The organism is Thermomonas sp. (genome assembly GCF_041919455.1).
Taxonomy (GTDB): Bacteria; Pseudomonadota; Gammaproteobacteria; order Xanthomonadales; family Xanthomonadaceae; genus Thermomonas.
The window spans coordinates 17,470-41,081 of the sequence record NZ_JAYRTQ010000006.1; the positions used below are offsets into that span (position 1 = coordinate 17,470).

At 65.4% G+C, this 23,612-nt stretch carries 21 protein-coding genes, 3 tRNA genes and 1 pseudogene; 18 read left to right on the forward strand and 7 right to left on the reverse strand.

Going from position 1 to position 23,612, the window contains the following annotated elements; genetic code table 11:
• Window positions 1-122: 122 nt before the first annotated feature.
• Window positions 123-527 (reverse strand): type IV pilin protein, encoded by a 405-nt coding sequence (locus ACE3T8_RS05405; RefSeq protein WP_374607446.1) that lies wholly within the window; start codon window positions 525-527, stop codon window positions 123-125.
• Window positions 528-687: 160 nt separating this feature from the next.
• Here ACE3T8_RS05405 and ACE3T8_RS05410 point away from each other — a divergent pair, with 160 nt between their 5' ends.
• From ACE3T8_RS05410 to ACE3T8_RS05425, 4 genes are read left to right on the forward strand one after another with little or no spacing between them, the layout of a single operon-like run.
• On the forward strand, window positions 688-1,221 hold the full coding sequence (locus ACE3T8_RS05410; protein WP_374607448.1) for a Tfp pilus assembly protein FimT/FimU: 534 nt from the start codon (window positions 688-690) through the stop codon (window positions 1,219-1,221).
• Between the two features lie 4 nt (window positions 1,222-1,225).
• The gene (locus ACE3T8_RS05415; protein WP_374607450.1) at window positions 1,226-1,789 is read left to right on the forward strand and encodes a PilW family protein; all 564 of its coding nucleotides are present in this window, start codon (window positions 1,226-1,228) and stop codon (window positions 1,787-1,789) included.
• Between the two features lie 17 nt (window positions 1,790-1,806).
• Complete coding sequence (locus tag ACE3T8_RS05420) at window positions 1,807-3,435, forward strand: PilX N-terminal domain-containing pilus assembly protein (protein ID WP_374607452.1); 1,629 nt, start codon at window positions 1,807-1,809, stop codon at window positions 3,433-3,435.
• Between the two features lie 9 nt (window positions 3,436-3,444).
• On the forward strand, window positions 3,445-5,832 hold the full coding sequence (locus ACE3T8_RS05425; protein WP_374607454.1) for a prepilin-type N-terminal cleavage/methylation domain-containing protein: 2,388 nt from the start codon (window positions 3,445-3,447) through the stop codon (window positions 5,830-5,832).
• 122 nt (window positions 5,833-5,954) lie between these two features.
• On the opposite strand, the gene ACE3T8_RS05430 is transcribed toward ACE3T8_RS05425, so the two are convergent.
• Window positions 5,955-6,031: transfer RNA gene (locus ACE3T8_RS05430), tRNA-Asn, on the reverse strand.
• A gap of 45 nt (window positions 6,032-6,076) precedes the next feature.
• On the reverse strand, window positions 6,077-6,616 hold the full coding sequence (locus ACE3T8_RS05435) for a GspH/FimT family pseudopilin (RefSeq protein ID WP_374607456.1): 540 nt from the start codon (window positions 6,614-6,616) through the stop codon (window positions 6,077-6,079).
• Between the two features lie 186 nt (window positions 6,617-6,802).
• Between ACE3T8_RS05435 and uvrB the strand changes: the two genes are divergently transcribed.
• From uvrB to ACE3T8_RS05495, 12 genes are all read left to right on the forward strand, one after another.
• A complete protein-coding gene (uvrB, locus tag ACE3T8_RS05440; protein WP_374607457.1) occupies window positions 6,803-8,845 on the forward strand; it encodes an excinuclease ABC subunit UvrB in 2,043 nt (680 codons plus the stop codon).
• A gap of 144 nt (window positions 8,846-8,989) precedes the next feature.
• Window positions 8,990-9,538, forward strand: coding sequence for a LysM and BON domain-containing protein (locus tag ACE3T8_RS05445; protein ID WP_374607458.1), 549 nt, complete (start codon window positions 8,990-8,992; stop codon window positions 9,536-9,538).
• 57 nt (window positions 9,539-9,595) lie between these two features.
• Window positions 9,596-9,670: transfer RNA gene (locus ACE3T8_RS05450), tRNA-Val, on the forward strand.
• A gap of 197 nt (window positions 9,671-9,867) precedes the next feature.
• Window positions 9,868-11,769, forward strand: a complete 1,902-nt coding sequence (gene thrS, locus ACE3T8_RS05455; RefSeq protein WP_374607459.1) for a threonine--tRNA ligase — start codon at window positions 9,868-9,870, stop codon at window positions 11,767-11,769.
• Window positions 11,770-11,853: 84 nt separating this feature from the next.
• Window positions 11,854-12,381, forward strand: coding sequence for a translation initiation factor IF-3 (infC, locus tag ACE3T8_RS05460; protein ID WP_374607695.1), 528 nt, complete (start codon window positions 11,854-11,856; stop codon window positions 12,379-12,381).
• Between the two features lie 392 nt (window positions 12,382-12,773).
• Entirely contained in the window at window positions 12,774-12,971 is a 198-nt protein-coding gene (gene rpmI, locus ACE3T8_RS05465) for a 50S ribosomal protein L35 (RefSeq protein ID WP_027083463.1), read from the forward strand.
• A gap of 11 nt (window positions 12,972-12,982) precedes the next feature.
• A complete protein-coding gene (gene rplT / locus ACE3T8_RS05470) occupies window positions 12,983-13,342 on the forward strand; it encodes a 50S ribosomal protein L20 (protein ID WP_374607464.1) in 360 nt (119 codons plus the stop codon).
• 100 nt (window positions 13,343-13,442) lie between these two features.
• A complete protein-coding gene (gene pheS / locus ACE3T8_RS05475; protein ID WP_374607466.1) occupies window positions 13,443-14,438 on the forward strand; it encodes a phenylalanine--tRNA ligase subunit alpha in 996 nt (331 codons plus the stop codon).
• Window positions 14,435-16,846, forward strand: coding sequence for a phenylalanine--tRNA ligase subunit beta (pheT, locus tag ACE3T8_RS05480; protein WP_374607468.1), 2,412 nt, complete (start codon window positions 14,435-14,437; stop codon window positions 16,844-16,846). The genes pheS and pheT overlap by 4 nt, the downstream gene beginning before the upstream one ends.
• Before the next feature lie 11 nt (window positions 16,847-16,857).
• Complete coding sequence (locus ACE3T8_RS05485) at window positions 16,858-17,175, forward strand: integration host factor subunit alpha (protein ID WP_374607470.1); 318 nt, start codon at window positions 16,858-16,860, stop codon at window positions 17,173-17,175.
• A complete protein-coding gene (locus ACE3T8_RS05490; protein ID WP_139717243.1) occupies window positions 17,168-17,524 on the forward strand; it encodes a MerR family transcriptional regulator in 357 nt (118 codons plus the stop codon). The genes ACE3T8_RS05485 and ACE3T8_RS05490 overlap by 8 nt, the downstream gene beginning before the upstream one ends.
• Before the next feature lie 34 nt (window positions 17,525-17,558).
• Window positions 17,559-17,635 (forward strand) — tRNA-Pro (locus tag ACE3T8_RS05495).
• An 81-nt stretch (window positions 17,636-17,716) separates the two neighbouring features.
• On the opposite strand, the pseudogene ACE3T8_RS05500 reads toward ACE3T8_RS05495, so the two are convergent.
• From ACE3T8_RS05500 to ACE3T8_RS05510, 3 genes and pseudogenes are all read right to left on the reverse strand, one after another.
• A pseudogene (locus ACE3T8_RS05500) lies at window positions 17,717-18,380 on the reverse strand (DUF502 domain-containing protein); the annotation flags it as partial.
• Window positions 18,381-18,422: 42 nt separating this feature from the next.
• Window positions 18,423-20,396 (reverse strand): bifunctional serine/threonine-protein kinase/formylglycine-generating enzyme family protein, encoded by a 1,974-nt coding sequence (locus ACE3T8_RS05505; RefSeq protein ID WP_374607473.1) that lies wholly within the window; start codon window positions 20,394-20,396, stop codon window positions 18,423-18,425.
• Window positions 20,397-20,454: 58 nt separating this feature from the next.
• Window positions 20,455-20,904, reverse strand: coding sequence for a DUF4442 domain-containing protein (locus tag ACE3T8_RS05510; RefSeq protein ID WP_374607475.1), 450 nt, complete (start codon window positions 20,902-20,904; stop codon window positions 20,455-20,457).
• Window positions 20,905-21,070: 166 nt separating this feature from the next.
• On the opposite strand from ACE3T8_RS05510, the gene ACE3T8_RS05515 reads away from it, so the two are divergent.
• Window positions 21,071-21,904, forward strand: coding sequence for a DUF3667 domain-containing protein (locus ACE3T8_RS05515; protein ID WP_374607477.1), 834 nt, complete (start codon window positions 21,071-21,073; stop codon window positions 21,902-21,904).
• 6 nt (window positions 21,905-21,910) lie between these two features.
• On the opposite strand, the gene trxA is transcribed toward ACE3T8_RS05515, so the two are convergent.
• Window positions 21,911-22,792, reverse strand: coding sequence for a thioredoxin (gene trxA / locus ACE3T8_RS05520; RefSeq protein WP_374607479.1), 882 nt, complete (start codon window positions 22,790-22,792; stop codon window positions 21,911-21,913).
• 135 nt (window positions 22,793-22,927) lie between these two features.
• On the opposite strand from trxA, the gene ACE3T8_RS05525 reads away from it, so the two are divergent.
• On the forward strand, window positions 22,928-23,575 hold the full coding sequence (locus ACE3T8_RS05525) for a hypothetical protein (protein ID WP_374607481.1): 648 nt from the start codon (window positions 22,928-22,930) through the stop codon (window positions 23,573-23,575).
• Window positions 23,576-23,612 lie beyond the last annotated feature (37 nt).

The window sequence follows — 23,612 nt, forward strand, 5'->3', positions numbered from 1 at the left end:
AGATCCACCGGGCCATCGACATCGTGCAGGCGCTGGTCGAACTCTTGCGCGCCTTCGTGAAGCAGCGGCGGATGAAGATCGCGGGGGATTGCCGGCCTTGTTGCCGGATGATGACTAACCGGTCAGTTGCAGCCTGCGCCGCCGGGATTCCACTTCGCCTTCTGCTTGTCCGTGTTGTTGCCCTCCAGGTTTCCGCAGCTGTCCCCGGCCTGCTTGCCTGCCGGAGTGGCGGTCACCGTGTAGGCGGTGGCCGACTGTCCGGAGATGGCGAACGTGTAGTAGGGCGACGAGACGTTGGCGACGCTGGGATACGTACCCGGGCATCCTGCGTTGGTCGCGTAGGTGGGGCATTCCGCTCGCCAGCGTTCGAGGGCAAGTTGCACCTCGCTCACCCCTCGCATCGCTTCTGCCCGCCGACCGGCCCGCACGTGGTCGTTGTAGCTCGGCAGTGCGATGGCGGCAATGATGCCAAGCACGGCCACCACGACCATCAGTTCGATCAGAGTGAATCCCGATTGCGCGCGCATGGCCGTTCCCCTGTGACGATGCCGGGATGGTAGCACCGGCAGCGGGGCGGGGAAGACGCGTGCGATACGCCTGTCGCACTGTCGTGACCACTCGTCCGGCTGCGCTTGCCCGACCCATCGCGCCTACCTACAGTGCAGTCACCCAAACGAGGGTCATTCCGTGCACGGGCAGAATTCCAAAGGCTTCACCCTAGTCGAACTGATGGTGGTCATTGCCGTCGTCGCAATTCTTGCTGTCGTGGCGATGCCCAGCTACCGCGAGCTGCTGGATAACTACCGCGTCCGCAAGGCCGGCGAGGACGTGGTGAGTCTGGTATCCAATGCCCGCTCCGGCGCGGTGAAGCTGCACCGCCAGGTCAACGTGTCGTTCACCACGGGAGCGAGCTGGTGCGCCGGCGCCAAGTCGGCTGATGCCCCATCAGCAGGCGCGCAGGCGATTGCAGCGGACCCGTGCAATTGCGGGGATCCGACGACTTGTCTGGTGGAAACCGAGCAGTTGGCGATTCCGGCGGGCAAGCACGCAGGGGTCACGATGGCGACCGCGACCAATGCGTTGGTGTTCAACGGCATAACGGGAGCTACCACCGCCTTGGCGGGCAGCACCATCACCCTTGATTCGCCACTTAACAAGTTCAGGGCCACGGTCACTGTTACGCCGTTGGGCCAGTCGAATCTCGTCGTCGCCGCGAAGTAAAACGATGGACGCCCCCATGCCTCGATACACCTCCCTCAAGAGCGTCAGTGGCTTCACTCTGATCGAACTGATGATCGCGATGGTGCTGGGCCTGATCGTGATCGGCGCCGTGCTGGCGCTTTCCCTGTCGATGATTCGTGCCAACTCTGACACCATTTCGTCCACGCGGCTCACGCAGGAGTTGCGTGCCACGTCGGCCGCGATTACCTCCGAACTACAGCGGGCAGGCACCACTGACAATCCGTACAACATCACGGCTGCGTTGGCGCTGGGGACGGTGACGCTGTCCGATAGCGACACATGCGTTCGCTACAGCTACAGCCAAGGCGGCACGACCGTGCAGCGCGCGATCTCCGTCAGCGGCGGGGCCGTGTACTTGGGCAACACTACGTGCGGCAACGGCGGCACCAAGCTCAGTTCGAACCTGGTGAATATCACCAACCTCCAGTTCACGCGGGACGGTCGGGCCTTGACCGTCACATTGAAGGGCGAAATGCCCGGCAAGCCCGCCGTCTATCGCCAGTATTCGCAAACCGTATTCGCCCCCGGGCTCGGCACGGGCACCTGATCTTCGAGAACAGACAGATGAACACATCCGTTCGTAACCCGTCGAAACTCCAACAGGGCTCCACGCTCCTGGTCGCGATAGTCATCCTGCTGTTGGCCAGCCTGATGGCGCTGATGGCCATGAACGTGGGCGTCTTCGAACAGCGCAGCAGCGGTAATGACCTGCGCGCGAAGGTCGTTCACCAAGTCGCGGAAGCCGGACTGGCCCAAGGCTTCGAATACCTGTTCCGGGCCAACCCCACCCTGCTGGATAACGCGGGGAGTTGGGAGTTGTGCGGAGCCACAGACACCACGTTCCCGTGCGGTGCCGTGGACGCGTCCGTGCGGGGGACGATGTATCGGCTTGCTGCGGGTGCTGGCGCTTACGATGCAACCGGTAGCGCGCTGCCGACCGCCTTGACCCAACGCATGTTGAAGGTTCCCGCCACGTTGCCCCAAATGGGCGGATTCAATGTCGATTACGGTGTCGCCCCCGTGCTCTGCCGCGTGCCGATTCCGGTGAGCAGCACGAGCATCTCCTGTGCAACAGACATGAACAACCTGTCGGATCGTCGTGTCGTGACGTTCGTGAGTGTTGCCCAGATCGATGGCGATTCCGGACGCACCACGTTGACGCAGACGGTTGCCCGCAGCTCCCTCCTGGCGCAGCCGGGCGGCGTGCCCACCATCATTGCCAGCGGCACGGTGGTTCCCCCGGGTAACGGCGACGTGGTCGCGATGCCGGACGCGGCAGGGCCGGGACTCGACATTGCCGTGTGGTCGCGTCTCAATGTCGAACCTGCTTCGGGCTCGTTCGCGACGTGCACGCGGCAGGACTTCCTGGCAAGCGGCCAGGTGTCCCTGACGGATGCCAGCTGGATCAGCAGCCGTACCTGCGACAAGTGCGGCTGCGGCATGGCCAAGAAGGCCGCCGGCTACACCGAAGGCTGGGACATCCTCGACAAGGACAGTAACGATGCCAGCGGCATCAATCGGGATGTGGAACCCGCGGAATTCCCGTGCGACCTGTTCGAATACGCCTTCAACGTCAAGGGTTGGAAGGACGGAGCGGATGCGACGGACGACGGCAATACTCCGCTGACCGGCGACAACGATGGCTTCTGCGAGGCCCGCATGCCCAAGGTGGCGTTCAAGGCGCCAGACGGAAACACCTACCAGCTTTATCCCGAAGAAGCCTACCTCTACCAGTACGCGACGAAGATCAAGCCGACGGCTGGCAACACGGCGCTCGTGCGAGCCGAGCAGCTGTTCACCGGGACGCTGGGCGCAACCGACAGTGGCATGATCTGGTGCCAGGTGGACTGCCTGCCCAACAATGGCACGGTTGGCAGCGTCACTGCCCCTGTTGCCGTAGTGGCGGACCCGGGAACGAATACGCCCTTTCACGCCAAGCTCTTCGGACTGTTGTTCTACCGGTCCAACGGCGATGGCCCGCTGGATCCGAATACCGGAGGCAACGCGGGGATGAAATTCAACGCACAGTCGGCCGTGTATGGCTCGATGGTCATCCAAGGCCAAGTTCAGACCGGCTCCGGCGGTGGCCTGCTCTTCGGCGATGCGGATGTATTGAAGGCCTTGGCTGGCCTGCAACCGATGTCACGGTACGACACCCTGCGGGGTGGCTGGACCGATGCTTATTCCTACTGAGGACGCGAGATGGCACGCATAATTCGCGGGAATTCGCCGCATCGCACAGGGTCGGGCTTCAGTCTGATCGAGGTGATGGTGGCAGTCGTCATCCTTGCCACGGGCCTGCTGGCATTGGCCGCCCTGCAGGGTGCGTTGGCGCGAAATTCGTCGGATGCCAAGGCACGAGCCGCGGTGATGTCCGCGTTGACATCGCGCATGTCGGTGATCCGGCAAGCACCGCCGGCGGCGGGAACTACCTGGACCATGTCGACGGGCTGGGTGAGTGCCGCGGCAGCGCAAGCCGGAACCAGCGATCTTCAGGTAGTCGAGACAATTGAAGCGCGTCGTTGGAATGGTACGGGGTACGTGACTACAGCCGTGACCAACCCCACCTCTACGTTCACTCGAGCGACTCTCACTGCGACGTGGACTGCCGCTGACGCACCGTGCCCGACCCCCACTGCGACTACTTGCAAGCGGGTGACATTGGCCTCTGATCTGAGTGGCAATATCTATGGCTTAGGGACAGGTTATCCGGGGAATGATCCCAAGGGATCCTCCGGCAAGTTCCCCATCGTTCGCCAGAGCAATCCCTCCAAGACGGCGGGCGTGATTCCGATTGTCAGCGGCAATCAGGCGACTGCGGCATCCAACCCGCAGCCGATCATTGAGGGTGCGGACAGCAACCTTCGTGTGGGTACGTCGTTCGACGTGTTGAACTACGTTCCAGAAAGCGACACTGCGGCCAAGATAACCAAACGGTTCCAGACTCAAGTCATCAAGTGCCGCTGCAAGTACGGGGCGGCCGGCTACAGCGTGGCGGGCGCGGCGCAGTGGCCCGCCGTCTGGAACGGCACGACCTACGAGGTTTATCCCGGTTCCGGTGCTGCGACTGGCGTGAGCGCCAATGCGGGTGAGGATCCCGCGTTCGACGGCACCGCCAAGGGTGGCAAGAAAGGTGCGGGCCGTGAGCAGAGCGAGCAGTGCGTGGAATGCTGCCGGGACCAGCACGATGCTGCTGGCACTGCCGCCGAGGCGAAGTACGATCCCGAGGCATCCGGGGTCTCCAAGTACGACTACACCAAGTCCACCGGTGCGTTGACAGTCCAGACCAATGTCAGTGCCGGTACGTACGTCGCGGCTTGCCGGGTAGTGAAGGTCGATGGTCTGTGGCGGACCACCGCGGACATGTACCAGCGCAGCTATGGGTTGCTGGAGACGAGTGCAGACGTGAACGGTACGGAGGCGAAATCCGGTATTCCGAGTTCTGCTGCGACTGGTGCGTATCAGGCTTACGTCAAGGACTACCTGAGCACCTACACCAAGACGGCTACGACCGCGCCAGGAACTCCGCAGGTGACATACGATGCCATCGCGGCGCTGAATGCGCCGGCGACGATCAACATCGCCACGCCGTCCACCACCGATTACCGCTACCTGCATGCGCGCGGACTGTACGTGGATTACCTAGGCACTAAGGCTCAAAAAGCGATCGAGAAGTGTGACGGCAAGTCAGGTACTGCGTATACCGAGTGCTTGTTGCCGGTCCTGCCCTTCACGACGATCAACCTGACCGAGATCGCGAAGTGGACGCCCAGCGATCCCAATGTCCTGGCGGTCAATACCAACAACACGCTGTATTTCAACGTGACCGAGCCTTCCGGCGGACGCACCGCAGGTATCAAAGCGGGCACAGCGACTAGTAATACCCAGAGCCGGCGTTCCAACTCCGGCGTGGCGGTCAGTGATGACATTCTTGCTGCAGTGGACGACCAGGGCGACATCGCCGTGACCAACGACTCCCAGCAGTTCGTCGTGGGTAGTGGTTCGGGTGGTTCCGGGAATAACTACTTCTGGACGCGGCTCATAGGGGCAGGGGCCTCGCCCGGCTTGACTCACACCTATGGCAATTGCGGCAAGCCCGGCAGTGATTACCAGTGCACCTCCAGCGCGACTTTGCCACAGGATCTTACCCTCACTATCAGCAAGTACTATAAGTCCGGAGGCACTTACACTGATTATGCGTTCGGAGCCACCCCGGCCTGCACGCCTAAGGGTCCGAGCGTTAATTTGGCGTGGGTGGCGGGGACGTATAGCGTCGGGAGTTACAACACTTTGCAGAACGTGAACATCAGTGGTGTCACGCTGTGGGACGGCTCCACCTTGCCCAGCGACAGGTACAGCGAGTCCGGCGTCAACGCTGCGGAAACTGCAACGCTGACACTGACGCAGGTTCCGGCGATGGCTGCTACCGGTTATGTGCCCGTGACCGTTTCCTTTGCCAATGACGGCTCCGAAGTCCGGCCCACCGTTAAGTCATGCGTGTACGATCAAGCAAATGGTACAGGCGGCAACAAATACATCTTCATTTCTTCCGTAGTCTGGAACGAGACTTGGGCAACCGTAAGAAATTGATGTGAGGTTGCTGCAAGAAGCACGCCCGACAACGCCCGCATTCGCGGGCGTTGTCGCCTCCGCAGACTTTCACAGGCAACAAAAAAGGCCGCGATCGCTCGCGGCCTTTCTCGTTCAGATCTTGGCGCCCGAAGTTGGACTCGAACCAACGACCCCCTGATTAACAGTCAAGTGCTCTAACCGGCTGAGCTATTCGGGCGGGGTGCGTATTGTGCCGGCGCCCATCCGGCGTTGCAAGCCGTGCCTACATCGCCGCCATGCAGGCCTGCGCCGCTGCAGCCGTCGGCGTTCCCGTTCGCAACCGCCCGTTGTTGGCGACCACGATCGTGGTCGCAGCCTCCGGCCCGCGACCGTCGCACAGGGTCCAGGTGATGTTGCTGCCGGCATTGCCACCGTTCGGCTGGAAGACCATCCGCGTCCGGCCGGTGGTGCTGCGCAGGTGGACCTTGCCACCCAGCGGTTCGGCTTGCTTGAGCAGGGTTTCATCCGGGCTGCGGGTGCGGTTGCCGTCCAGGTCCGCGTACGCGATCCAGCCGTGGGTCCAGTCGATGCCGTCGCGGCAGCCGTTGGCATCGCCGGGGCAGAGCACCACCTCGACCCCGGTATTCGCGGCGTGGGCGACCGACGACATCCAGGAATCGAACAAGGTGCCCTTGGCGGCGCCGCTGCGGGCGGCTTCGCCGGCGTCCTGCAGGGCAGGAAGGGCGATCCCGGCGAGGATGCTGATGACCGCGGCCGCAGCCACGGCTTCGATCAGGGTGAAACCGGCATTGCGACGGCGCATGACGAAGCTCCCGATGGACTGGGGCTAGTGTTGGCTCGCCGGCAGCAACGCGGCATCGGCGCGGAGCCGATGCGCGGGTAGGGGAATGCCCCGGACCTCGGTCGTGCGGCGCCGTGTCGTCGGGTCACGGGGCGGAATGGTGGCGGGGCGTAAACTCAGCGGTTGGCCTTCGCGCGTCTTTCCCCCATGACCGAGCCTTCCGATCTCGACCTGTCCACCGCCTCCGGCCGCTTCCAGCTGGTCGCGCCCTATGAGCCGGCGGGCGACCAGCCGCAGGCCATCGAAAAACTGGTGGCCAGCTTCCAGAACGGCGTCGCCAAGCAGGTGCTGCTGGGCGTCACCGGCTCCGGCAAGACCTACACCATCGCCAACATGATCCAGGCGGTGCAGAAGCCGACCCTGGTGATGGCGCCCAACAAGACCCTGGCGGCGCAGCTGTACGGGGAGTTCCGCGCGTTTTTCCCGCACAACTCGGTGGAGTATTTCGTCAGCTACTACGACTACTACCAGCCCGAGGCCTATATCCCGTCTTCGGACTCCTACATCGAGAAGGACAGCTCGATCAACGACCACATCGAGCAGATGCGGCTGGCGGCGACCAAGGCGCTGCTGTCGCGACGCGACACCATCGTGGTGGCCACGGTCTCCGCGATTTATGGCCTCGGCGCGCCCGAGGACTACCTGTCGATGCGGCTGATCCTGTCGCGCGGGGAGCGGATCGAGCAGCGCGAATTGCTGCGCCACCTGACCACGCTGCAGTACACCCGCAACGACGTGGTCCTGGATCGCGGCACCTTCCGCGTGCGCGGCGAGACCATCGACGTGTTTCCTGCGGAATCCGACTTGGAGGCGTTGCGCATCGAGCTGTTCGATGGCGAAGTCGAACAGCTGTCGATGTTCGATCCGCTCACCGGCGAGGTGTTCCGCAAGCTGCCGCGCTACACCATCTATCCGAAGACGCATTACGCCACGCCGCGCGAGCGCACCCTGTCCGCGGTGGAGACGATCAAGGCGGAGCTGCGCGAGCGCCAGGAGCAGCTTTACGCGGCGAACAAGCTGGTCGAGGTGCAGCGCCTGTCGCAGCGTACCCAGTTCGACCTGGAGATGATGGCCGAGGTCGGCTACTGCAACGGCATCGAGAACTATTCGCGCCACCTGACCGGCGCGGCGCCCGGCGATCCGCCGCCGACGCTGTTCGACTACCTGCCGGCGGATGCGCTGCTGGTGGTCGACGAATCGCACGTCACCATCCCCCAGATCGGGGCCATGTACAAGGGCGACCGCTCGCGCAAGGAGACGCTGGTGGAGTTCGGCTTCCGCCTGCCTTCGGCGCTCGACAACCGGCCGTTGCGCTTCGAGGAATGGGAGCAGCGCGCGCCCCGCAGCGTGTTCGTGTCGGCCACTCCGGGCCCCTACGAGCTGCGCGAGGGCGCCGGCGAGATCATCGAGCTGGTGGTGCGTCCGACCGGCCTGATCGATCCGCCGGTGGAGATCCGCCCCGTCGCGACGCAGGTGGACGACCTGCTCTCTGAAATCCACGAACGCGTGTCGTGGGGCGACCGCGTGCTGGTCACCACCCTGACCAAGCGGATGGCCGAGAACCTGACCGAATACCTGTCCGAGCATGGCGTGCGCGTGCGCTACCTGCATTCCGACATCGAGACGGTGGAGCGGGTGGAGATCATCCGCGACCTGCGCCTGGGCATGTTCGACGTGCTGGTTGGCATCAACCTGCTGCGCGAGGGCTTGGACATGCCCGAGGTGTCGCTGGTCGCGATCCTGGACGCCGACAAGGAAGGCTTCCTGCGCAGCGCCGGTTCGCTGATCCAGACCATCGGACGCGCCGCCCGCAACCTGCGCGGCAAGGCGATCCTGTACGCGGACCGCATGACCAACTCGATGCAGAAGGCGATCGATGAAACCGATCGGCGCCGCGCCAAGCAGGTCGAATACAACACCGAGCACGGCATCACGCCGCAGTCGATCGTGCGCGCGGTGGCCGACGTGATGGAGGGCGCGCGTCCGGAACCCGGCGAGTTGAAGGGCCGCGGCAAGACCCGGCGCGTGGCGGAACCCACCCAGGAGTACCTGCGCCTGTCGCCGGCCCAGCAGGCGGCGAAGCTCAAGGCGCTGGAGCAGCAGATGCACCAGCATGCGCGCGACCTGGAGTTCGAGGACGCGGCGCGGGTGCGCGACCAGATCCGGATCCTGCGCGAAGCCTTGTTGTAGAGCGAGGCTTGCCCCGCTTTGGACTGGGCTCGAAGCGGGGCAAGCCCCGCTCTACAGGAGCGGGCGCCCCCGAGAATCGTTAATGGGTTCATCACGGCACCCGTGACACCCTTGGGGTCTGTTCCCCCAAACAAGGAGAGACCCATGGGCATTTTCGATTTCATGAAGACCGCCGGCGAGAAGATCTTCAAGCCGGGCGAGGCGCAGAAGGAAAGTGTGATCAAGGCGCACCTGGACAGCTTCGGGAGCGACTACGCGGGGATCAGCGTCGAAGTGGACGGCGATCGCGCCACCCTGACCGGCAGCGTGCCCAGCGCCACCGCCCGCGAGAAGGCGGTGCTGATCGCAGGCAACATCGACGGCATTGACAAGGTCGACGATCGCCTCGTGGTGAACGCCACGTCGCGCGGCGCATCCGGCCCCGATTTCTCCAATGTCAGTGGTGGCGTCGCCAGCACCGAGCGTGGCGTGGGTGCAGGCGCGTCCATGGGCGGCCTGGGCTCTCCGGGCGGCGCAGGCGGTGCCTCGCAGTTCTACACCGTGAAGAGCGGCGATACGCTGTCCAAGATCTCCAAGGAGTTCTATGGCGAGGCCAACAAGTACAACCAGATCTTCGAGGCCAACAAGCCCATGCTGAAGGACCCGGACAAGATCTATCCGGGCCAGATGCTGCGGATTCCGCCGGAAGTCTGATCGGACGGACCTCAGTTGTCCAATCGCCGCCACTGGGCTAGAATTTGCGTCCCTTCGGGGCGGTTAGCTCAGCGGTAGAGCACTACCTTGACATGGTAGGGGTCACAGGTTCGAACCCTGTACCGCCCACCAGAATGTCCCGAACGGCTGGAGCGATCCGGCCGTTCGGCTTTTCTGGGATCGGGTCAAACACGGAGACAGGTGGCCCGCGGCAACGCCGGCCGAGCGTGCGACATGAGCACTACCATCGCCCACCGCTGAGCCCGCCGACGCATTCGATCCGTTCGAAAGGCGCCTCGGCGCCTTTTTCGTTTCCTGGACCCATGCACATGATCAACATCACCCTTCCCGATGGTTCCGTCCGCCAGTTCGAGGCTCCGGTGACGGTGGGCGAAGTCGCCGCGTCCATCGGCGCCGGCCTGGCCAAGGCCACCCTGGCCGGCAAGGTCGACGACAAGCTGGTCGATGCCGGCACCCTGATCGACCGCGATGCGTCGCTGTCCATCGTCACCGACAAGTCGCCGGAGGCGCTCGACATCCTGCGCCACTCCACCGCCCACCTGCTGGCGCAGGCCGTGCAGCGCCTGTTCCCCGGCGCGCAGGTCACCATCGGCCCGGTGATCGACAATGGCTTCTACTACGACTTCGCCTACGAGCGCCCGTTCACGCCGGAAGACCTGCCGGCGATCGAGGCGGAGATGCAGAAGATCGTCAAGGAAGCGCATCCGGTCAGCCGCAGCGTGAAGTCGCGCGACGAGGCCGTTGCGTTCTTCCGCGGCATCGGCGAGGCCTACAAGGCGGAGATCATCGAGTCCATCCCGGCCAGCGAGGACCTGTCGCTGTACTCGCAGGGCGAGTTCACCGACCTCTGCCGCGGCCCGCACGTGCCGGGCACCGACAAGCTGCGCGCGTTCAAGCTGATGAAGGTCGCGGGCGCCTACTGGCGCGGCGACCACAACAACCAGATGCTCAGCCGCATCTACGGCACCGCCTGGTTGAACGACAAGGACCTCAAGGCCTACCTGACCCAGATCGAGGAAGCCGAGAAGCGCGACCATCGCAAGATCGGCAAGGCGCTGGACCTGTTCCACCTGCAGGAGGAAGGCCCGGGCCTGGTGTTCTGGCACCCGAAGGGCTGGTCGATCTGGCAGACCGTCGAGCAGTACATGCGCAAGGTCTACCGCGACACCGGCTATGGCGAGGTGCGTTGCCCGCAGATCCTGGACGTGTCCCTGTGGCAGAAGTCCGGGCACTGGGACAACTACAAGGACAACATGTTCTTCACCGAGTCGGAGAAGCGCACCTATGCGCTGAAGCCGATGAACTGCCCGGGCCACGTGCAGGTGTTCAACCAGGGCCTGCACAGCTACCGCGACCTGCCGATCCGCTACGGCGAGTTCGGCGCCTGCCACCGCAACGAGCCTTCCGGCGCGCTGCACGGCATCCTGCGCGTGCGCGGCTTCACCCAGGACGACGGCCACGTGTTCTGCACCGAGGCGCAGATCGAGCCCGAGGTGCGCGCCTTCCACGAGCAGGCCCTGAAGGTCTATTCGGACTTCGGTTTCACCGACATCCAGATCAAGATCGCGCTGCGCCCGGAGTCCCGCCTCGGCGACGACGCGACCTGGGACAAGGCAGAGGACGCCCTGCGCGCCGCCCTGCGTGCCTCCGGCGTGGAATGGCAGGAACTGCCGGGCGAGGGTGCCTTCTACGGGCCGAAGATCGAGTACCACCTGAAGGACGCCATCGGCCGCACCTGGCAGCTGGGCACCATGCAGGTCGATTTCATGATGCCGGGCCGCCTGGGCGCCGAGTATGTCGACGAACACAGCCAGAAGAAGCACCCGGTCATGCTGCACCGCGCGATCGTGGGCTCGATGGAGCGTTTCATCGGCATCCTGATCGAGCACCACGCCGGCCAGTTCCCGGCCTGGCTGTCGCCGGTGCAGGCGGTGGTCATGAACATCACCGATGCGCAGGCCGACTGGGTCGAAGAGGCTCGGAAAACCCTTTCGAATCAAGGCTTCCGCGTGGTTTCCGATTTGCGGAACGAGAAAATCGGCTATAAGATCCGCGAGCACACGCTGCAGCGGGTGCCGTACCTGCTGGTGGTCGGTGACCGCGAACGGGAAAACGGCCAGCTGTCGGTGCGCACGCGGGGTGGGGAAGACCTCGGTACCATGTCCGTTGCCGACTTCGCCGCGCGTTTGCGTCAGGAGCAGGCCGCCTAATCCACGGCACGTTCGAAAACGGCCTGCGATTCCGGAATCGCAGGCCCACCCGGCTCCCCGGAGCCACCCTTTGGAGATCGCAACATCAGTACCACACCCGATTCAAAGCAGAACCGACGGAACCTCGAGATCCGCGTCCCGCGCGTGCGCGTCATCGGCAGCGACGGCGAGATGATCGGCGTGCTGTCGCGCGACGAAGCGTTGCGAATGGCCGAAGAGGAAGCCCTCGACCTGGTCGAGATCCAGCCCAACGCTGATCCGCCGGTCTGCAAGATCATGGACTTCGGCAAGTTCAAGTTCGAACTGCAGAAGAAGGCCAACGAGGCCAAGAAGAAGACCAAGCAGGTCGAGATCAAGGAAGTGAAGTTCCGTCCGGTCACGGACGAGGGCGACTACCAGATCAAGCTGCGCAAGATGCGCGAATTCCTGATCGAAGGCGACAAGATCAAGGTCAACATCCGCTTCCGTGGCCGCGAGATGAGCCACCAGGAGCTGGGCCGCGAGATGGCGGCACGGATCGAGGCCGACCTCGGCGAGGACATCGTCATCGAATCGCGCCCGCGCCTGGAAGGCCGGCAGATGGTGATGATGATCGCGCCGAAGAAGAAATGAGTTCCAGGAGGGCGACTGCCGGGGATTCCGGGCAGTCGTCCGGCCCGCCGCAGCGCGGCGGGCGTTCGGTGAGCCGCGAACCCATGGTTCGCAATCCGGCTCACCTCACCCCCGATACTCGCTTGGTGCCCGAAACCCCCGGCAGTCGCCTGCGAAGGTTCCGGCATCCCGCAAAACCCTGATTTAGCAAGGAAAGATTGCAAACCCGGCATCGGCCCGCCATAATGCGCGGCCCGGTTCGCCGGGTTTGTTGTCCAGTGGCACCCAGGACCCGCCTTGATTCCAATGGGAATCAAAGGCTTATCACCGGCTCAGGCAGGATGGAAAGCGTGACAGCGCCGCAAGGCAACGTCGCCGCCTCGACCAGTCAGCAGATTTCGCAAGGATTCCCAATGCCCAAGATCAAGACCAATCGGGCGGCGGCCAAGCGCTTCCGGAAGACCGCTTCCGGCAAGTACAAGTGCGGCCACGCCAACAAGAGCCACATCCTCACCAAGAAAGCGACCAAGCGGAAGCGCAACCTGCGGCAGACGAACCATGTTCGTGCCGAGGACGCGGGCCGTCTGGACCGCATGCTGCCGTATTTGTGAGGAGATAAGACATGGCACGAGTCAAACGTGGTGTAACGGCGCGCGCGCGCCACAAGAAGATCCTGAAGCAGGCCAAGGGCTACTACAACGCACGCCGCAAGGTGTTCCGTGTTGCCAAGCAGGCCGTCACCAAGGCGCTGCAGTACGCCTACATCGGCCGCAAGCAGAAGAAGCGCCATTTCCGCACCCTGTGGATCGCGCGCATCAACGCCGCTTCGCGGGCGAATGGCCTGAGCTACAGCCGTTTCATGAACGGCCTGCTGAAGGCTGGCATCACCCTGGACCGCAAGGTGCTCGCGGACATCGCCGTGCACGACGCGGCGGGTTTTGCGGCCCTGACCGAAAAGGCCAAGGGCGCTTTGACGGCCTGAGCCGTCACTCCACAGCAGTTGTAGCGGCGGCCTCGGTCGCCATCACGTGGGGAAGGGCGCAAGTCCTTCCCCATTCGTGTTTATGGGATCCGAAAACGACATGAGCGACATCGAATCGTTGTCCACCCAGGCGTTGGCCGACATCACGGGTGCCAGTACGCCGGATGCACTGGAAGCGTTGCGCGTGGGCCTGCTCGGCAAGAGCGGCAGCATCACCTCGCAATTGAAGGCGCTCGGTGCGTTGCCCGGCGACCAGCGCAAGGCCGCGGGCGAGGCGATCAACCGTGCGCGCGATGCGATTTCCGAGGCGCTGTCCGCGCGCAAGACGGCATTGGACGATGCCGCGCTGGATGCGCGCCTGGCCGGCGAACGCATCGATGTCACCTTGCCGGGTCGCGATGCCGCCCGCGGTGGCGTGCATCCCGTCAGCCGCACGCTGGAACGCATCACCGAGATCTTCGGTCGGCTCGGCTATGAGCTGGCCGACGGCCCGGAGATCGAGGACGACTTCCACAATTTCGAGGCGCTGAACTTCCCGCCGCACCATCCGGCGCGCGCCATGCACGACACCTTCTATTTCCCGGACGGCCGCCTGCTGCGCACGCACACCTCCGGCGTGCAGGTGCGCTACATGCAGGATCACCAACCGCCGCTGCGGATGATCGCTGCCGGCAAGGTCTACCGCAGCGACAGCGACCAGACCCACACGCCGATGTTCCACCAGGTCGAAGGCTTGCTGGTCGACGAGCACGCGAGCTTCGCTGACCTCAAGGGCACGCTCGCCGAATTCGTGCGCGCATTCTTCGAGCGCGATTTCGAGATGCGGTTCCGCCCGAGCTATTTCCCGTTCACCGAGCCCTCCGCGGAAGTCGACATCGCCTGGCAGCAGGCCGACGGCAGCACGCGCTGGCTGGAAGTGCTCGGCTGCGGCATGGTCCACCCGAACGTGCTGCGCAACGTGGGCATCGATCCTTCGATGTACACCGGCTTCGCCTTCGGCTTGGGCGTCGAACGCTTCGCGATGCTGCGTTACGGCGTGGACGACCTGCGCGCCTTCTTCGACAACGATGTGCGCTTCCTGAGGCAGTTCGCATGAAGTTCTCCGAAAACTGGCTGCGCCAGCACGTCAAGACCACGGCCACGCGCGACGAGCTCGCCGCGACGCTGACCGCGATTGGCCTGGAAGTCGAAGACATGACCGTGCTCGGCGACGCGCTGGATGGCGTGGTGGTTGCGCGCATCATCGAATGCGCGAAGCATCCGGAAGCCGACAAGCTGCAGGTCTGCCAGGTCGATGCCGGCAACGGCGCGATGTTGCAGATCGTCTGCGGCGCGCCGAATGCGCGTCCTGGCCTGGTCGCGCCGTTGGCGACCATCGGTACGAAGATCGGTGACCTCACCATCAAGGCCGCCAAGCTGCGCGGCGTCGAATCGAACGGCATGCTGTGTTCGGCGAAGGAGCTGGGTCTCGATGCCGATGCCTCGGGCCTACTCGAGCTTCCCGCCGATGCGCCTGTCGGCACGCCGCTGGCCGATTATCTGGGCTTGCCGGATGCCAGCATCGAACTGAAGCTGACCCCGAATCGCGCCGATTGCTTCGGCGTGCGCGGCATCGCGTTCGACGTGGCCGCCGCGACCGGCTGCGAGGTCGAGCCGCTCGAGACTGCCGCAGTGCCGGTGCAGAGCGATGCCACGATGCTGGTCGAGCTGGAGGCGGGCGAGAAAGTGCCGCGTTTCGCCGGCCGGGTGATCGAAGGTGTCGATGCCACAGTGACGACGCCGGTGTGGATGGCGGAGCGCCTGCGCCGCAGCGGCGTGCGCCCGATCAGTTTCCTGGTCGACGTCACCCAGTACGTGATGCTGGAACTCGGCCAGCCGATGCACGCGTTCGATCGCGATGCCTTGCAGTCGCCCGTCGTCGTGCGACACGCGCGCTCAGATGAGCAGGTAAAGCTGCTCGACGGTCGCACCGCGACGCTGGACGAGGATTTCCTGGTGGTCTCCGACAGCACCGGGGGCCGCGCTGCGCGTGCAGTCGCGCTGGGCGGGATCATGGGTGGCGAGGACACCAAGGTCGGCACCACGACCCGCAACGTGTTCCTGGAAGCCGCGCACTGGATCCCGTCGGCGATCATCGGCCGCAGCCGCAAGCTCGGCCTGCACACCGACGCCGGCCACCGCTTCGAGCGTGGCGTGGATCCGGAACTGCCGCCGATCGCGATCGAGTACGCGACGCGGTTAATCCTGGATGTGGCGGGCGGCGTGGCCGGCCCGATGATCGACGTGGTGCGCGCAGGCGACATGCCGAAGCCGCAGTCCGTCGTGCTGCGCCGTGAGCGCCTGGCCCGCGTCCTCGGCGCAAAGGTGGCTGATGCCGATGTCACCCGCATGCTGGGCGCATTGGGTCTTGGCGTGGAGTCCGTGGGTGATGGCTGGCGGGTTCTCGTGCCGACGCGGCGCTTCGACATCGCGATCGAGGAAGACCTGATCGAGGAAATCGCCCGCATCCACGGGTACGACGCGATCCCGACGACGTTGCCGGGCGGCGCCACGCGCCTCGTCTCGCCCAGCGCCGCTTCTCACGGACGAATGTCCAGTGAAACCCGCAGCAGCGAGCACGACGCGCGCCGCCAACTGGTCGCGCGCGACTACCTGGAAGCGATCAATTACGCCTTCGTCGATGCCGACCTGCTGGCGAAATGGCAACTCAGCGACGGTGGCGTGGCCTTGGCCAATCCGCTGAGCGCCGAACTCGGTGTGATGCGCACGCGCCTGTTGCCCGGGCTGGTCGCTGCGCTCGGGCGCAATGCCGCCCGCCAGCAATCCCGCATTCGGCTGTTCGAGATCGGCAAGACCTTTGCGGCATCCGGGGATGCGCCGATCGAGACGCGACGCATCGCGGCGGTTGCCTGTGGCGACGCCGCCGCGGAGCAGTGGGGCGAGGGTGCGCGCAAGCTCGATTTCCACGACCTCAAGGGCGATCTCGACAGCCTGGCCGCGTTGTCGAACGCGATGCTGGAATATCGCGCCTCTACCCGGTCGTTCGCGCATCCAGGGCGTTCCGCGGACGTCTATCGTGACGGCGCGTGCATCGGCTGGATCGGGCAATTGCACCCGCGCCTGCAGCAGGCGCTGGACCTCGATGCCGACGTGTACGGCTTCGAGCTGGAATTCGAGTCCCTGCAGGCGCGTGCGTTGCCGCGCGCAAGCGCGCTGTCGAAATATCCGTCCGTCCGCCGGGATCTCGCGTTCGTCGTCCCGGAATCGGTGTCTTGGGACGACATGCGCGCGACCGTCAGGCGGGCCGCGGGCGAGGCCCTTCGCGACCTCCGCCTGTTCGACCGCTATGCCGGAAAGGGCGTGGAAAACGGATTCAAGAGTCTCGCCATGGCCTTGATTTTGCAGGATGAATCACGCACCCTGATCGACCGCGACGTGGATGGCGTGGTGGCCAATGTGGTCGCCGCGCTGAAGTCCGAACACGACGCGGTCATCCGGAGCTGAGGGGGACAGCAATGGCGTTGACCAAGGCGGAAATGGCGGAGCGTCTGTACGAGGACGTGGGTCTGAACAAGCGTGAGGCGAAGGAATTCGTCGACGCCTTCTTCGATGCACTGCGCGAGGCGCTGGAGCAGGGTCGCCAGATCAAGCTGTCCGGTTTCGGCAACTTCGACCTGCGCCGCAAGAACCAGCGACCGGGTCGCAACCCCAAGACCGGCCAGCAGATCCCGATTTCCGCACGCACCGTGGTCACCTTCCGCCCGGGCCAGAAGCTCAAGGAACGCGTCGAGGCGTACAGCGGCGCCAGCAACGCGGGAGCGGTCCATGCTTGACCCCGGCAGCAACCGCGAACTGCCACCCATTCCGGCCAAGCGCTACTTCACCATCGGCGAAGTGAGCGAGTTGTGCGACGTCAAGCCGCACGTGCTGCGCTACTGGGAAACCGAATTCCCCAGCCTGGAGCCCGCCAAGCGCCGCGGCAATCGTCGTTACTACCAGCGCCACGACGTGCTGATGGTGCGGCAGATCCGCAGCCTGCTGTACGAGCAGGGCTACACCATCGGCGGCGCGCGCCTGCGCCTGGAAGGCGAGGGCGCCAAGCAGGAATCCGCGCTGAGCAACCAGATCGCCAAGCAGGTGCGGATGGAGCTGGAAGAAGTCCTGCAACTGCTGAGGCGCTAAACCGCGATCCCAGCGGTTACAATTGTCGTGATGTCGGGGCGTAGCGCAGCCTGGTAGCGCATCTGCCTGGGGGGCAGAGGGTCGTCGGTTCAAATCCGGCCGTCCCGACCAATCCGAAGTCCGGTGCGAGCCGGCAACCGCAAAAACCCGCCATCAGGCGGGTTTTTCATTGGAGCGAGGTCCAGCGCGGTATCAGCCTTCGCGTACGGGCGGCGTGAACGGGATGCTGTCCGGCGCCACCGCGCCGCCGCTGATGATGAAGCTCATCGCCTGGTCGACGGTCCAGTCGGTCGGGGTCATCTTTTCGACCGGCACGATCTCGAGGTACCCCGAGGTCGGGTTGGGCGTGGTCGGCACGTACACCGCGGCCAGTTCGCGTCCGGTTCCCTGTTCGCGGATCACCCGGGTGACGAAGCCGATCGACTTCATCTCCGCGTGCGGGAAGTCGACCAGCACCACCCGTTGGGTGCCGTCCGGCTTGGTCTGCAGGATGTCGAGCAGCTTGCGTGCGCTGCCGTAGATGGTGCTGGCCAGCGGGATGCGCGCCACCAGTGCTTCGAACCAGCCGAGCAAGCGCTGGCCGATCACCCGCCGGGCCAGCCAGCCGACCAGCAGGACCGCGGCAACCGTGGCGACCAGCGCGATCGCGTTCTGCACCCAGGGCTCGTCCAGCCAGCCGAAGGCCTGCGGATTGGTGGCGGCGATGCCCTGCAGGCTGGGACCGATCAGCGGCTTGCTGAGGTCGCCCAGCAGCACGAACAGGAATTTCACTACCACCCAGGTCAGCCACAGCGGGAGCAGAGTGAGCAGGCCGGTCAGGAACAGGCGTTGCAGGCGTTGGCCGAGCGTGGGGGGAGTCGACATGCGCGCATTCTAGGGTGCGCGGGCGATCCCCGGGTCAGTCGGCGCGCACCAGGCGGATGCCGACATCCTCGAAGCCGCGGCCAGCGTCGAGCGCGAGCGGCTTGCCGCTGGCCATGCGCTGGCTGCATTCGCGGTTCGCGCACAGGGTCAGCCAGCCGGACACCGGCGTGGTCGGCTGCGCGCGTACTTCGCCGGCACTGGGCAGGCGGTAGCGACGTTGGTCCTGCGACCCCAGCCATGCGGCGTACGCCTGCGCATCCCCGGCCGACACGCAGACCACCGGCCTGCGGTCGCTGCCGGTGTTGTTCCAGCTGCGCTTGCGGCCGAACACGCCCTTGCCGCACTCGGCCGCGGCGCGGCCGGTGCCGTTGGCGAAGCGCGCGTAGTCGGCACGACTGACCGCGATGGTCACCACCGGCGCAGGTGGTGCCGCGCTAGCGCCAGTCACGACGGTCGAAGCGGTCGTTGCGGTCGGCGCGGACTTGCCGGCGACATCGACGCGCGCGAGCAAGGCACGGCTGCGTAGCGGATCCAGCTCCAGCCAGCGGGTGTCCGCCAGCAACTGCCGTGCGCCTTGGGTGTCGCGCTTGCCGAGCAAGTCTTGCAGCCGCGTGTCGAGCGCGGCATCCAGGCGCTTGCGCAACAGCGTGATGGCGCTGCCTTCACCGCCGCGGCGGCTGTCGAGCTGGCGGGCACGTTCGAACGAGGTGCGCGACACCGCCACATCGCCCGCGCGCAGCGCACGATCGGAGGCCTCGGCGAGCGCGTCGAACAATTGCGCCGTCACATGTTGGGTTTGCGGATGGGTGGCATTGACCCGCCAGGCTGCGTCCAGGCTGTCCCACGCATTCGCGTTGGGTGGTGAGAGCAGGTGCCCATCGCGCATCTGCTGCCCGGCGTTGGCGAGGTAGGCGGCCAGACCTTCTGTGTTGCCGTCGCCTTCGCCCATCCCGGCCAGCAAGCCGGTGCGCGCATCCGCCTGTGGCGATGGCAGGCCATCGGCGCGCGTGCCGATGACCGTAGCCGCCGGGGGCGCGTGGATCACATCGCGTTCGACCGGATAGAAGCGGAAGGCGGCGATGCCGGCCACGGCCAGCACCGCAGCGGCCACCGCCCACGGTTTCCAGCCACTGCGTGGCTTGGCCTGTGCATCCGCCTCGACCAGATTCGGCACTTCGACCGCGACGAAGGCCTTGCCGGTGCGTGCCTCCAACTGGTCCAGCGCCAGCAGCATGTCCTGCGCGCTGGCGTAACGATCCTCGGGGCGCTTGGCCATTGCCCGATCGATGAAGTCCTGCCAATGCTTGAGCGGCGCGGGCAGGCGCGGAATCGGATCCTGCACATGCTTGAGTGCCATCGACAGCGCGTCGCCGGCGTTGTACGGCAGGCGCCCGACCAGCATTTCCCAGGTCAGCACGCCCATGCTGTAGAGGTCGGCACGGCGGTCGACGTCCTGGCCGCGCGCCTGTTCCGGTGGCATGTAGGCGGTGCTGCCTACCGCCAGGCCGGCATTGGTCAGGCGCGGGTTGCTGCCGCGACGCAGGGCGATGCCGAAATCCGCCAGCATCGGCCGTTCGGTTTCGTCGAACAGCACGTTCTCCGCCTTCACGTCGCGATGGACCACGCCGCGGACGTGCGCGTAATCGAGCGCCTGCAGCAACTGGCGGATGATCGCCGCCACCTTCGGCTGGTCGCCGCGCAGCGGGCGTTGCGCCAGGTGGCCGCGGGCCAGGAACGGCATCGAATAGAACGGCAGGCCGTCCTCGGTGCGACCGACTTCGTGGATGCCGACGATGTTGGGATGCTGCAGGCGGGCGATCGTGCGCGCCTCGTTCTCGAAGCGCGCGCGGCTGACTTCATCGGCCAGCGCTTCGGCCAGCATGATCTTGAGCGCGACCTTGCGATCCAGCGAGGTCTGGTCGGCCAGGTACACGGTGGACATGCCGCCGTGGCCGATCACGCGGTGGATGCGGTAGCCGTCGACGTCGGGGTATGCGTTGCCGGACAAGGGGATTTCCCGGGCGGGTGCGGCCCGAGCATACGAGCACAGGTCCGCCGATGGAACCTCAGCGGCCCGATTTGCGACGGACGTACACCTGCTTGCGGACCCGTGCGACCACCTCGCCCTGGCCATCGACCACGTCGGTATCGAACCAGCGCAACACCTTGTCGCCGCCCGCGGCGGCCCTGCGCAGGTCGTCGAGGATGGCGTCGTCGAGCTCGAACAGTGCATGCACGGTGCCGCGCCCGGGCTTCACGAATTCGATGCTGCCGGCCTGGTCCCAGACCATGTAGTCGCGGCCCAGGCATTGCAGCACCGGGATCATCCGGAACGGATCGGTCATCGCGAACAGGTTGCCGCCGAAGTGGGTGCCGACGAAGTTGCGGTTCCACGGACGCATCCGCAATTCCACCCGCACGCGCTTCCAGTCGGGGGAAATTTCGGTGACATGGATGCCGGCGAACAGGAACGGCGGCCACAGGTTCATGCCGTGGCGCAGGGTGCTGGGCTTCATCGGGACGTGCAGAATGCAGGGGAGGGGAACCATGCCATTCGGGGGCGTATTGAACAAGCGACAGCCCGCAGTGAACGAGGTGTCCTGCCGCAACTGCAGCGCGACGCTGACAGGGATGTACTGCGCCGACTGTGGCCAGCGCAGCTTCCGTCCGCAGGATCGGCGGATGGCGCACCTGCTGGGCGAAAGCTTCGATGCGCTGACCGATTTCGATGGCCGGATCTGGCGCAGCCTGCGTGCGGTGCTGCTGCAACCCGGGCGGATCGCGCGCGACTGGTTCGATGGTCGGCGTGCGCGCTGGGTCTCGCCGATCCGCCTGTTCCTGCTGGCCAACCTGCTGTATTTCCTCGCCCCGGGCCTGACCGACCTGAGCCTGCCGTTCAACGACCAGGTGCGCGGCGACGTCTACCGCAGCTTCGATCCCGCGGTCTGCGCGGATCCCGCGACGCGCGGCAAATGCCGCGGCGGCCAGCACCACAGCCCCTACACGGAGCCGGTACTGCGCAAGCGCCTGCAGCGCGAACGCGACGCCGTCGAGGCGCGCGGCGGCACGTTTTCGCTGGCGGGCTTCGAGCAGCGCTACAACGCGCAGTCGGATGCCATCGGCAAGCTGCTGGTGATCCTGCACGTGCCGGTCATCGCACTGGCGCTGTCACTGGTGGCATGGCGCAGGCGACGCTACTACGCGGAGCATTTCGTGGCCGCGCTGGGCATGATGACCTTCGTCCTGCTGTTCGTGCAGTTGCTGGTCAAGCCTGCCGAATGGCTGCATGCGCGCCTGCATCCGTGGTTCGGGTTGTCGGCCGACATGCCGGCCGCGGTGCCGCTGCTGATGCTCGCGTGCTGCGTCCTGCACTTCACCTTCGCCAGCCGGCGCTGCTACGACAGCGCCTGGTGGTTGGCGCTGCTGCAGGGCCATGCTGCCTTCATCGCGCTGGGCCTGGCGAGCCTGTTCGTCTACCGGCCCGTGCAGTTCCTGCTGTCGCTGTGGACGATGTAGCCGCAATCAGACCAGCAGCAGCGACGACATCTTCCTGCGATACCGGCTCACCAGGTCTTCGTCCTCGACCACGCGGAAGGCGTCGATCAGCGACTTGCGTGCCAGCCCCTCGCCGAAGCTGCGGTCGCGTTGCAGCATTTCAATGAACTGCTGCAGGCCGGCTTCGGCATCGCCCGCGACGAGCTCACGCACGCCGAGCAGATGACGTGCGCGCAAGTCGGCTGGATCGGCGGCGATCGCCGCGTGCAGCACTTCGGCCGGTGGCGCGTCCTTCAGCAACGCGGCGAAGCCGAGGCGTGCGCGCGCCTTCACGGTGCGATCGTCGGTCGCCAGGTTCGCGGGCAGTGTGTCGAGCAGGTGTTCGGCCTCGGTTGCGGCGCCGGTCTGCAGCAGGGCCAGCGCCAGGTCGAGTTTCAATTCGGGCTGGTCGGGCGCAGCTTCGATCGCCTTGCGCAGGCGCATCACCTCGGCGTGCGGATCGATCGGTGCGGCGGCCTCGGCCGGGGCTTCGTCCTCGATCGCGGCCTCGGCCTCGGCCGGCGCGATGCCATGGTGGGTGAGGAATTCGCGCAGCTGGCCTTCCGGCAGCGCACCCGGAAACCCGTCGACCAGTTGCCCGCCCTTGACCAGCATCACCGTGGGCACCGAGCGGATCTGGAACGCGGCCGCGAGCTCCTGCTCGGCGTCCACGTCGACCTTGGCCAACACGAAGGCGCCGTTGTAGTCGGCGGCCAGCTTCTCCAGCAGCGGGCCCAGGGTCTTGCACGGCCCGCACCAGGTTGCCCAGAAATCCACCAGTACCGGGGTCTCCAGCGAGGCGCGGATGACCGTGTCCTCGAAGGTGGCTGCAGTGGCGTCGAAGACGTGCGGCTTGGTGGTGTCGTTCATGGCGGGCCCGGTCGGTGCGATGCCGCCGAGATGGCGACTGGCGCGCAGGTTAACAACCCGATGTAAAAAATACTTGACATCGTGAATCGCCGATGTAAATTTCACCGTACATTTGGTCTGGTGGAGATGACATCGATGGCAGCGTTCTCGGCACGCAACCGGCTGGTCCTGTGGCTGCTCGCCGCCGGCATCGGCCTGGCGTTGTTCTTCACCGGCGAGTACCGCGACCTCGACCTGCCGCTGGGCTGGATCGGCACGGTCCTGTTCGTGGCGGCGACCTGGTTCAGCGTGGATGCGCTGTATCGCGTGCCGCAGAGCGAGGAGGAAGCCGCGGTCGCGCCGGGCGAGTGGCAGGCCTGGATCGGCGTGGCCTTCGTCGGCGCGATCATCGTCGCCAGCCTGCTGCACGCGGACGTGTTCCTGCCGCAGGTTCCGATCGGGCAAAACCCGGACACCAACAAGGCCGGCCAGTCCATCGGCACCCTGTTCGTCGCCTGGCTGGTGTTGGCGCATGTGTTGAAGCAGCGCTGGGCAGGCAAGGTGCTCACTGACGAGCGCGACACCCGGATCGAACTCATCGCCAGCCAGTGGGGCCGGGGCGCGACCGCGTTCGTCGTCATCGGCATCGCCGTGCTGCTGGGTTTCAGCGACACCGACCGCCTGCGCGAATTCAGCTATCCCTTCATCGCGCAGATGCTGATGTTCTCGCTGCTGTGGGGCCTGTGGTTCGACCAGGTGGTCGCGGCCTTGCTGTACTGGCGCGATCGGCGGGTGGCGGCATGAGTGCGTCAAGGGAGAAGACAGGGATGCGTGCGGCGAA

What these genes read in the sequence shown, in the direction of transcription:
- ACE3T8_RS05405 (WP_374607446.1), bottom strand. Translation starts at nt 527, where the DNA reads ATGCGCGCGCAATCGGGATTCACTCTGATCGAACTGATGGTCGTGGTG.
- ACE3T8_RS05415 (WP_374607450.1), top strand. Translation starts at nt 1,226, where the DNA reads ATGGACGCCCCCATGCCTCGATACACCTCCCTCAAGAGCGTCAGTGGC.
- ACE3T8_RS05420 (WP_374607452.1), top strand. Translation starts at nt 1,807, where the DNA reads ATGAACACATCCGTTCGTAACCCGTCGAAACTCCAACAGGGCTCCACG.
- ACE3T8_RS05425 (WP_374607454.1), top strand. Translation starts at nt 3,445, where the DNA reads ATGGCACGCATAATTCGCGGGAATTCGCCGCATCGCACAGGGTCGGGC.
- ACE3T8_RS05435 (WP_374607456.1), bottom strand. Translation starts at nt 6,616, where the DNA reads ATGCGCCGTCGCAATGCCGGTTTCACCCTGATCGAAGCCGTGGCTGCG.
- uvrB (WP_374607457.1), top strand. Translation starts at nt 6,803, where the DNA reads ATGACCGAGCCTTCCGATCTCGACCTGTCCACCGCCTCCGGCCGCTTC.
- ACE3T8_RS05445 (WP_374607458.1), top strand. Translation starts at nt 8,990, where the DNA reads ATGGGCATTTTCGATTTCATGAAGACCGCCGGCGAGAAGATCTTCAAG.
- thrS (WP_374607459.1), top strand. Translation starts at nt 9,868, where the DNA reads ATGATCAACATCACCCTTCCCGATGGTTCCGTCCGCCAGTTCGAGGCT.
- rpmI (WP_027083463.1), top strand. Translation starts at nt 12,774, where the DNA reads ATGCCCAAGATCAAGACCAATCGGGCGGCGGCCAAGCGCTTCCGGAAG.
- rplT (WP_374607464.1), top strand. Translation starts at nt 12,983, where the DNA reads ATGGCACGAGTCAAACGTGGTGTAACGGCGCGCGCGCGCCACAAGAAG.
- pheS (WP_374607466.1), top strand. Translation starts at nt 13,443, where the DNA reads ATGAGCGACATCGAATCGTTGTCCACCCAGGCGTTGGCCGACATCACG.
- pheT (WP_374607468.1), top strand. Translation starts at nt 14,435, where the DNA reads ATGAAGTTCTCCGAAAACTGGCTGCGCCAGCACGTCAAGACCACGGCC.
- ACE3T8_RS05485 (WP_374607470.1), top strand. Translation starts at nt 16,858, where the DNA reads ATGGCGTTGACCAAGGCGGAAATGGCGGAGCGTCTGTACGAGGACGTG.
- ACE3T8_RS05490 (WP_139717243.1), top strand. Translation starts at nt 17,168, where the DNA reads ATGCTTGACCCCGGCAGCAACCGCGAACTGCCACCCATTCCGGCCAAG.
- ACE3T8_RS05510 (WP_374607475.1), bottom strand. Translation starts at nt 20,904, where the DNA reads ATGAAGCCCAGCACCCTGCGCCACGGCATGAACCTGTGGCCGCCGTTC.
- ACE3T8_RS05515 (WP_374607477.1), top strand. Translation starts at nt 21,071, where the DNA reads ATGGCGCACCTGCTGGGCGAAAGCTTCGATGCGCTGACCGATTTCGAT.
- trxA (WP_374607479.1), bottom strand. Translation starts at nt 22,792, where the DNA reads ATGAACGACACCACCAAGCCGCACGTCTTCGACGCCACTGCAGCCACC.
- ACE3T8_RS05525 (WP_374607481.1), top strand. Translation starts at nt 22,928, where the DNA reads ATGGCAGCGTTCTCGGCACGCAACCGGCTGGTCCTGTGGCTGCTCGCC.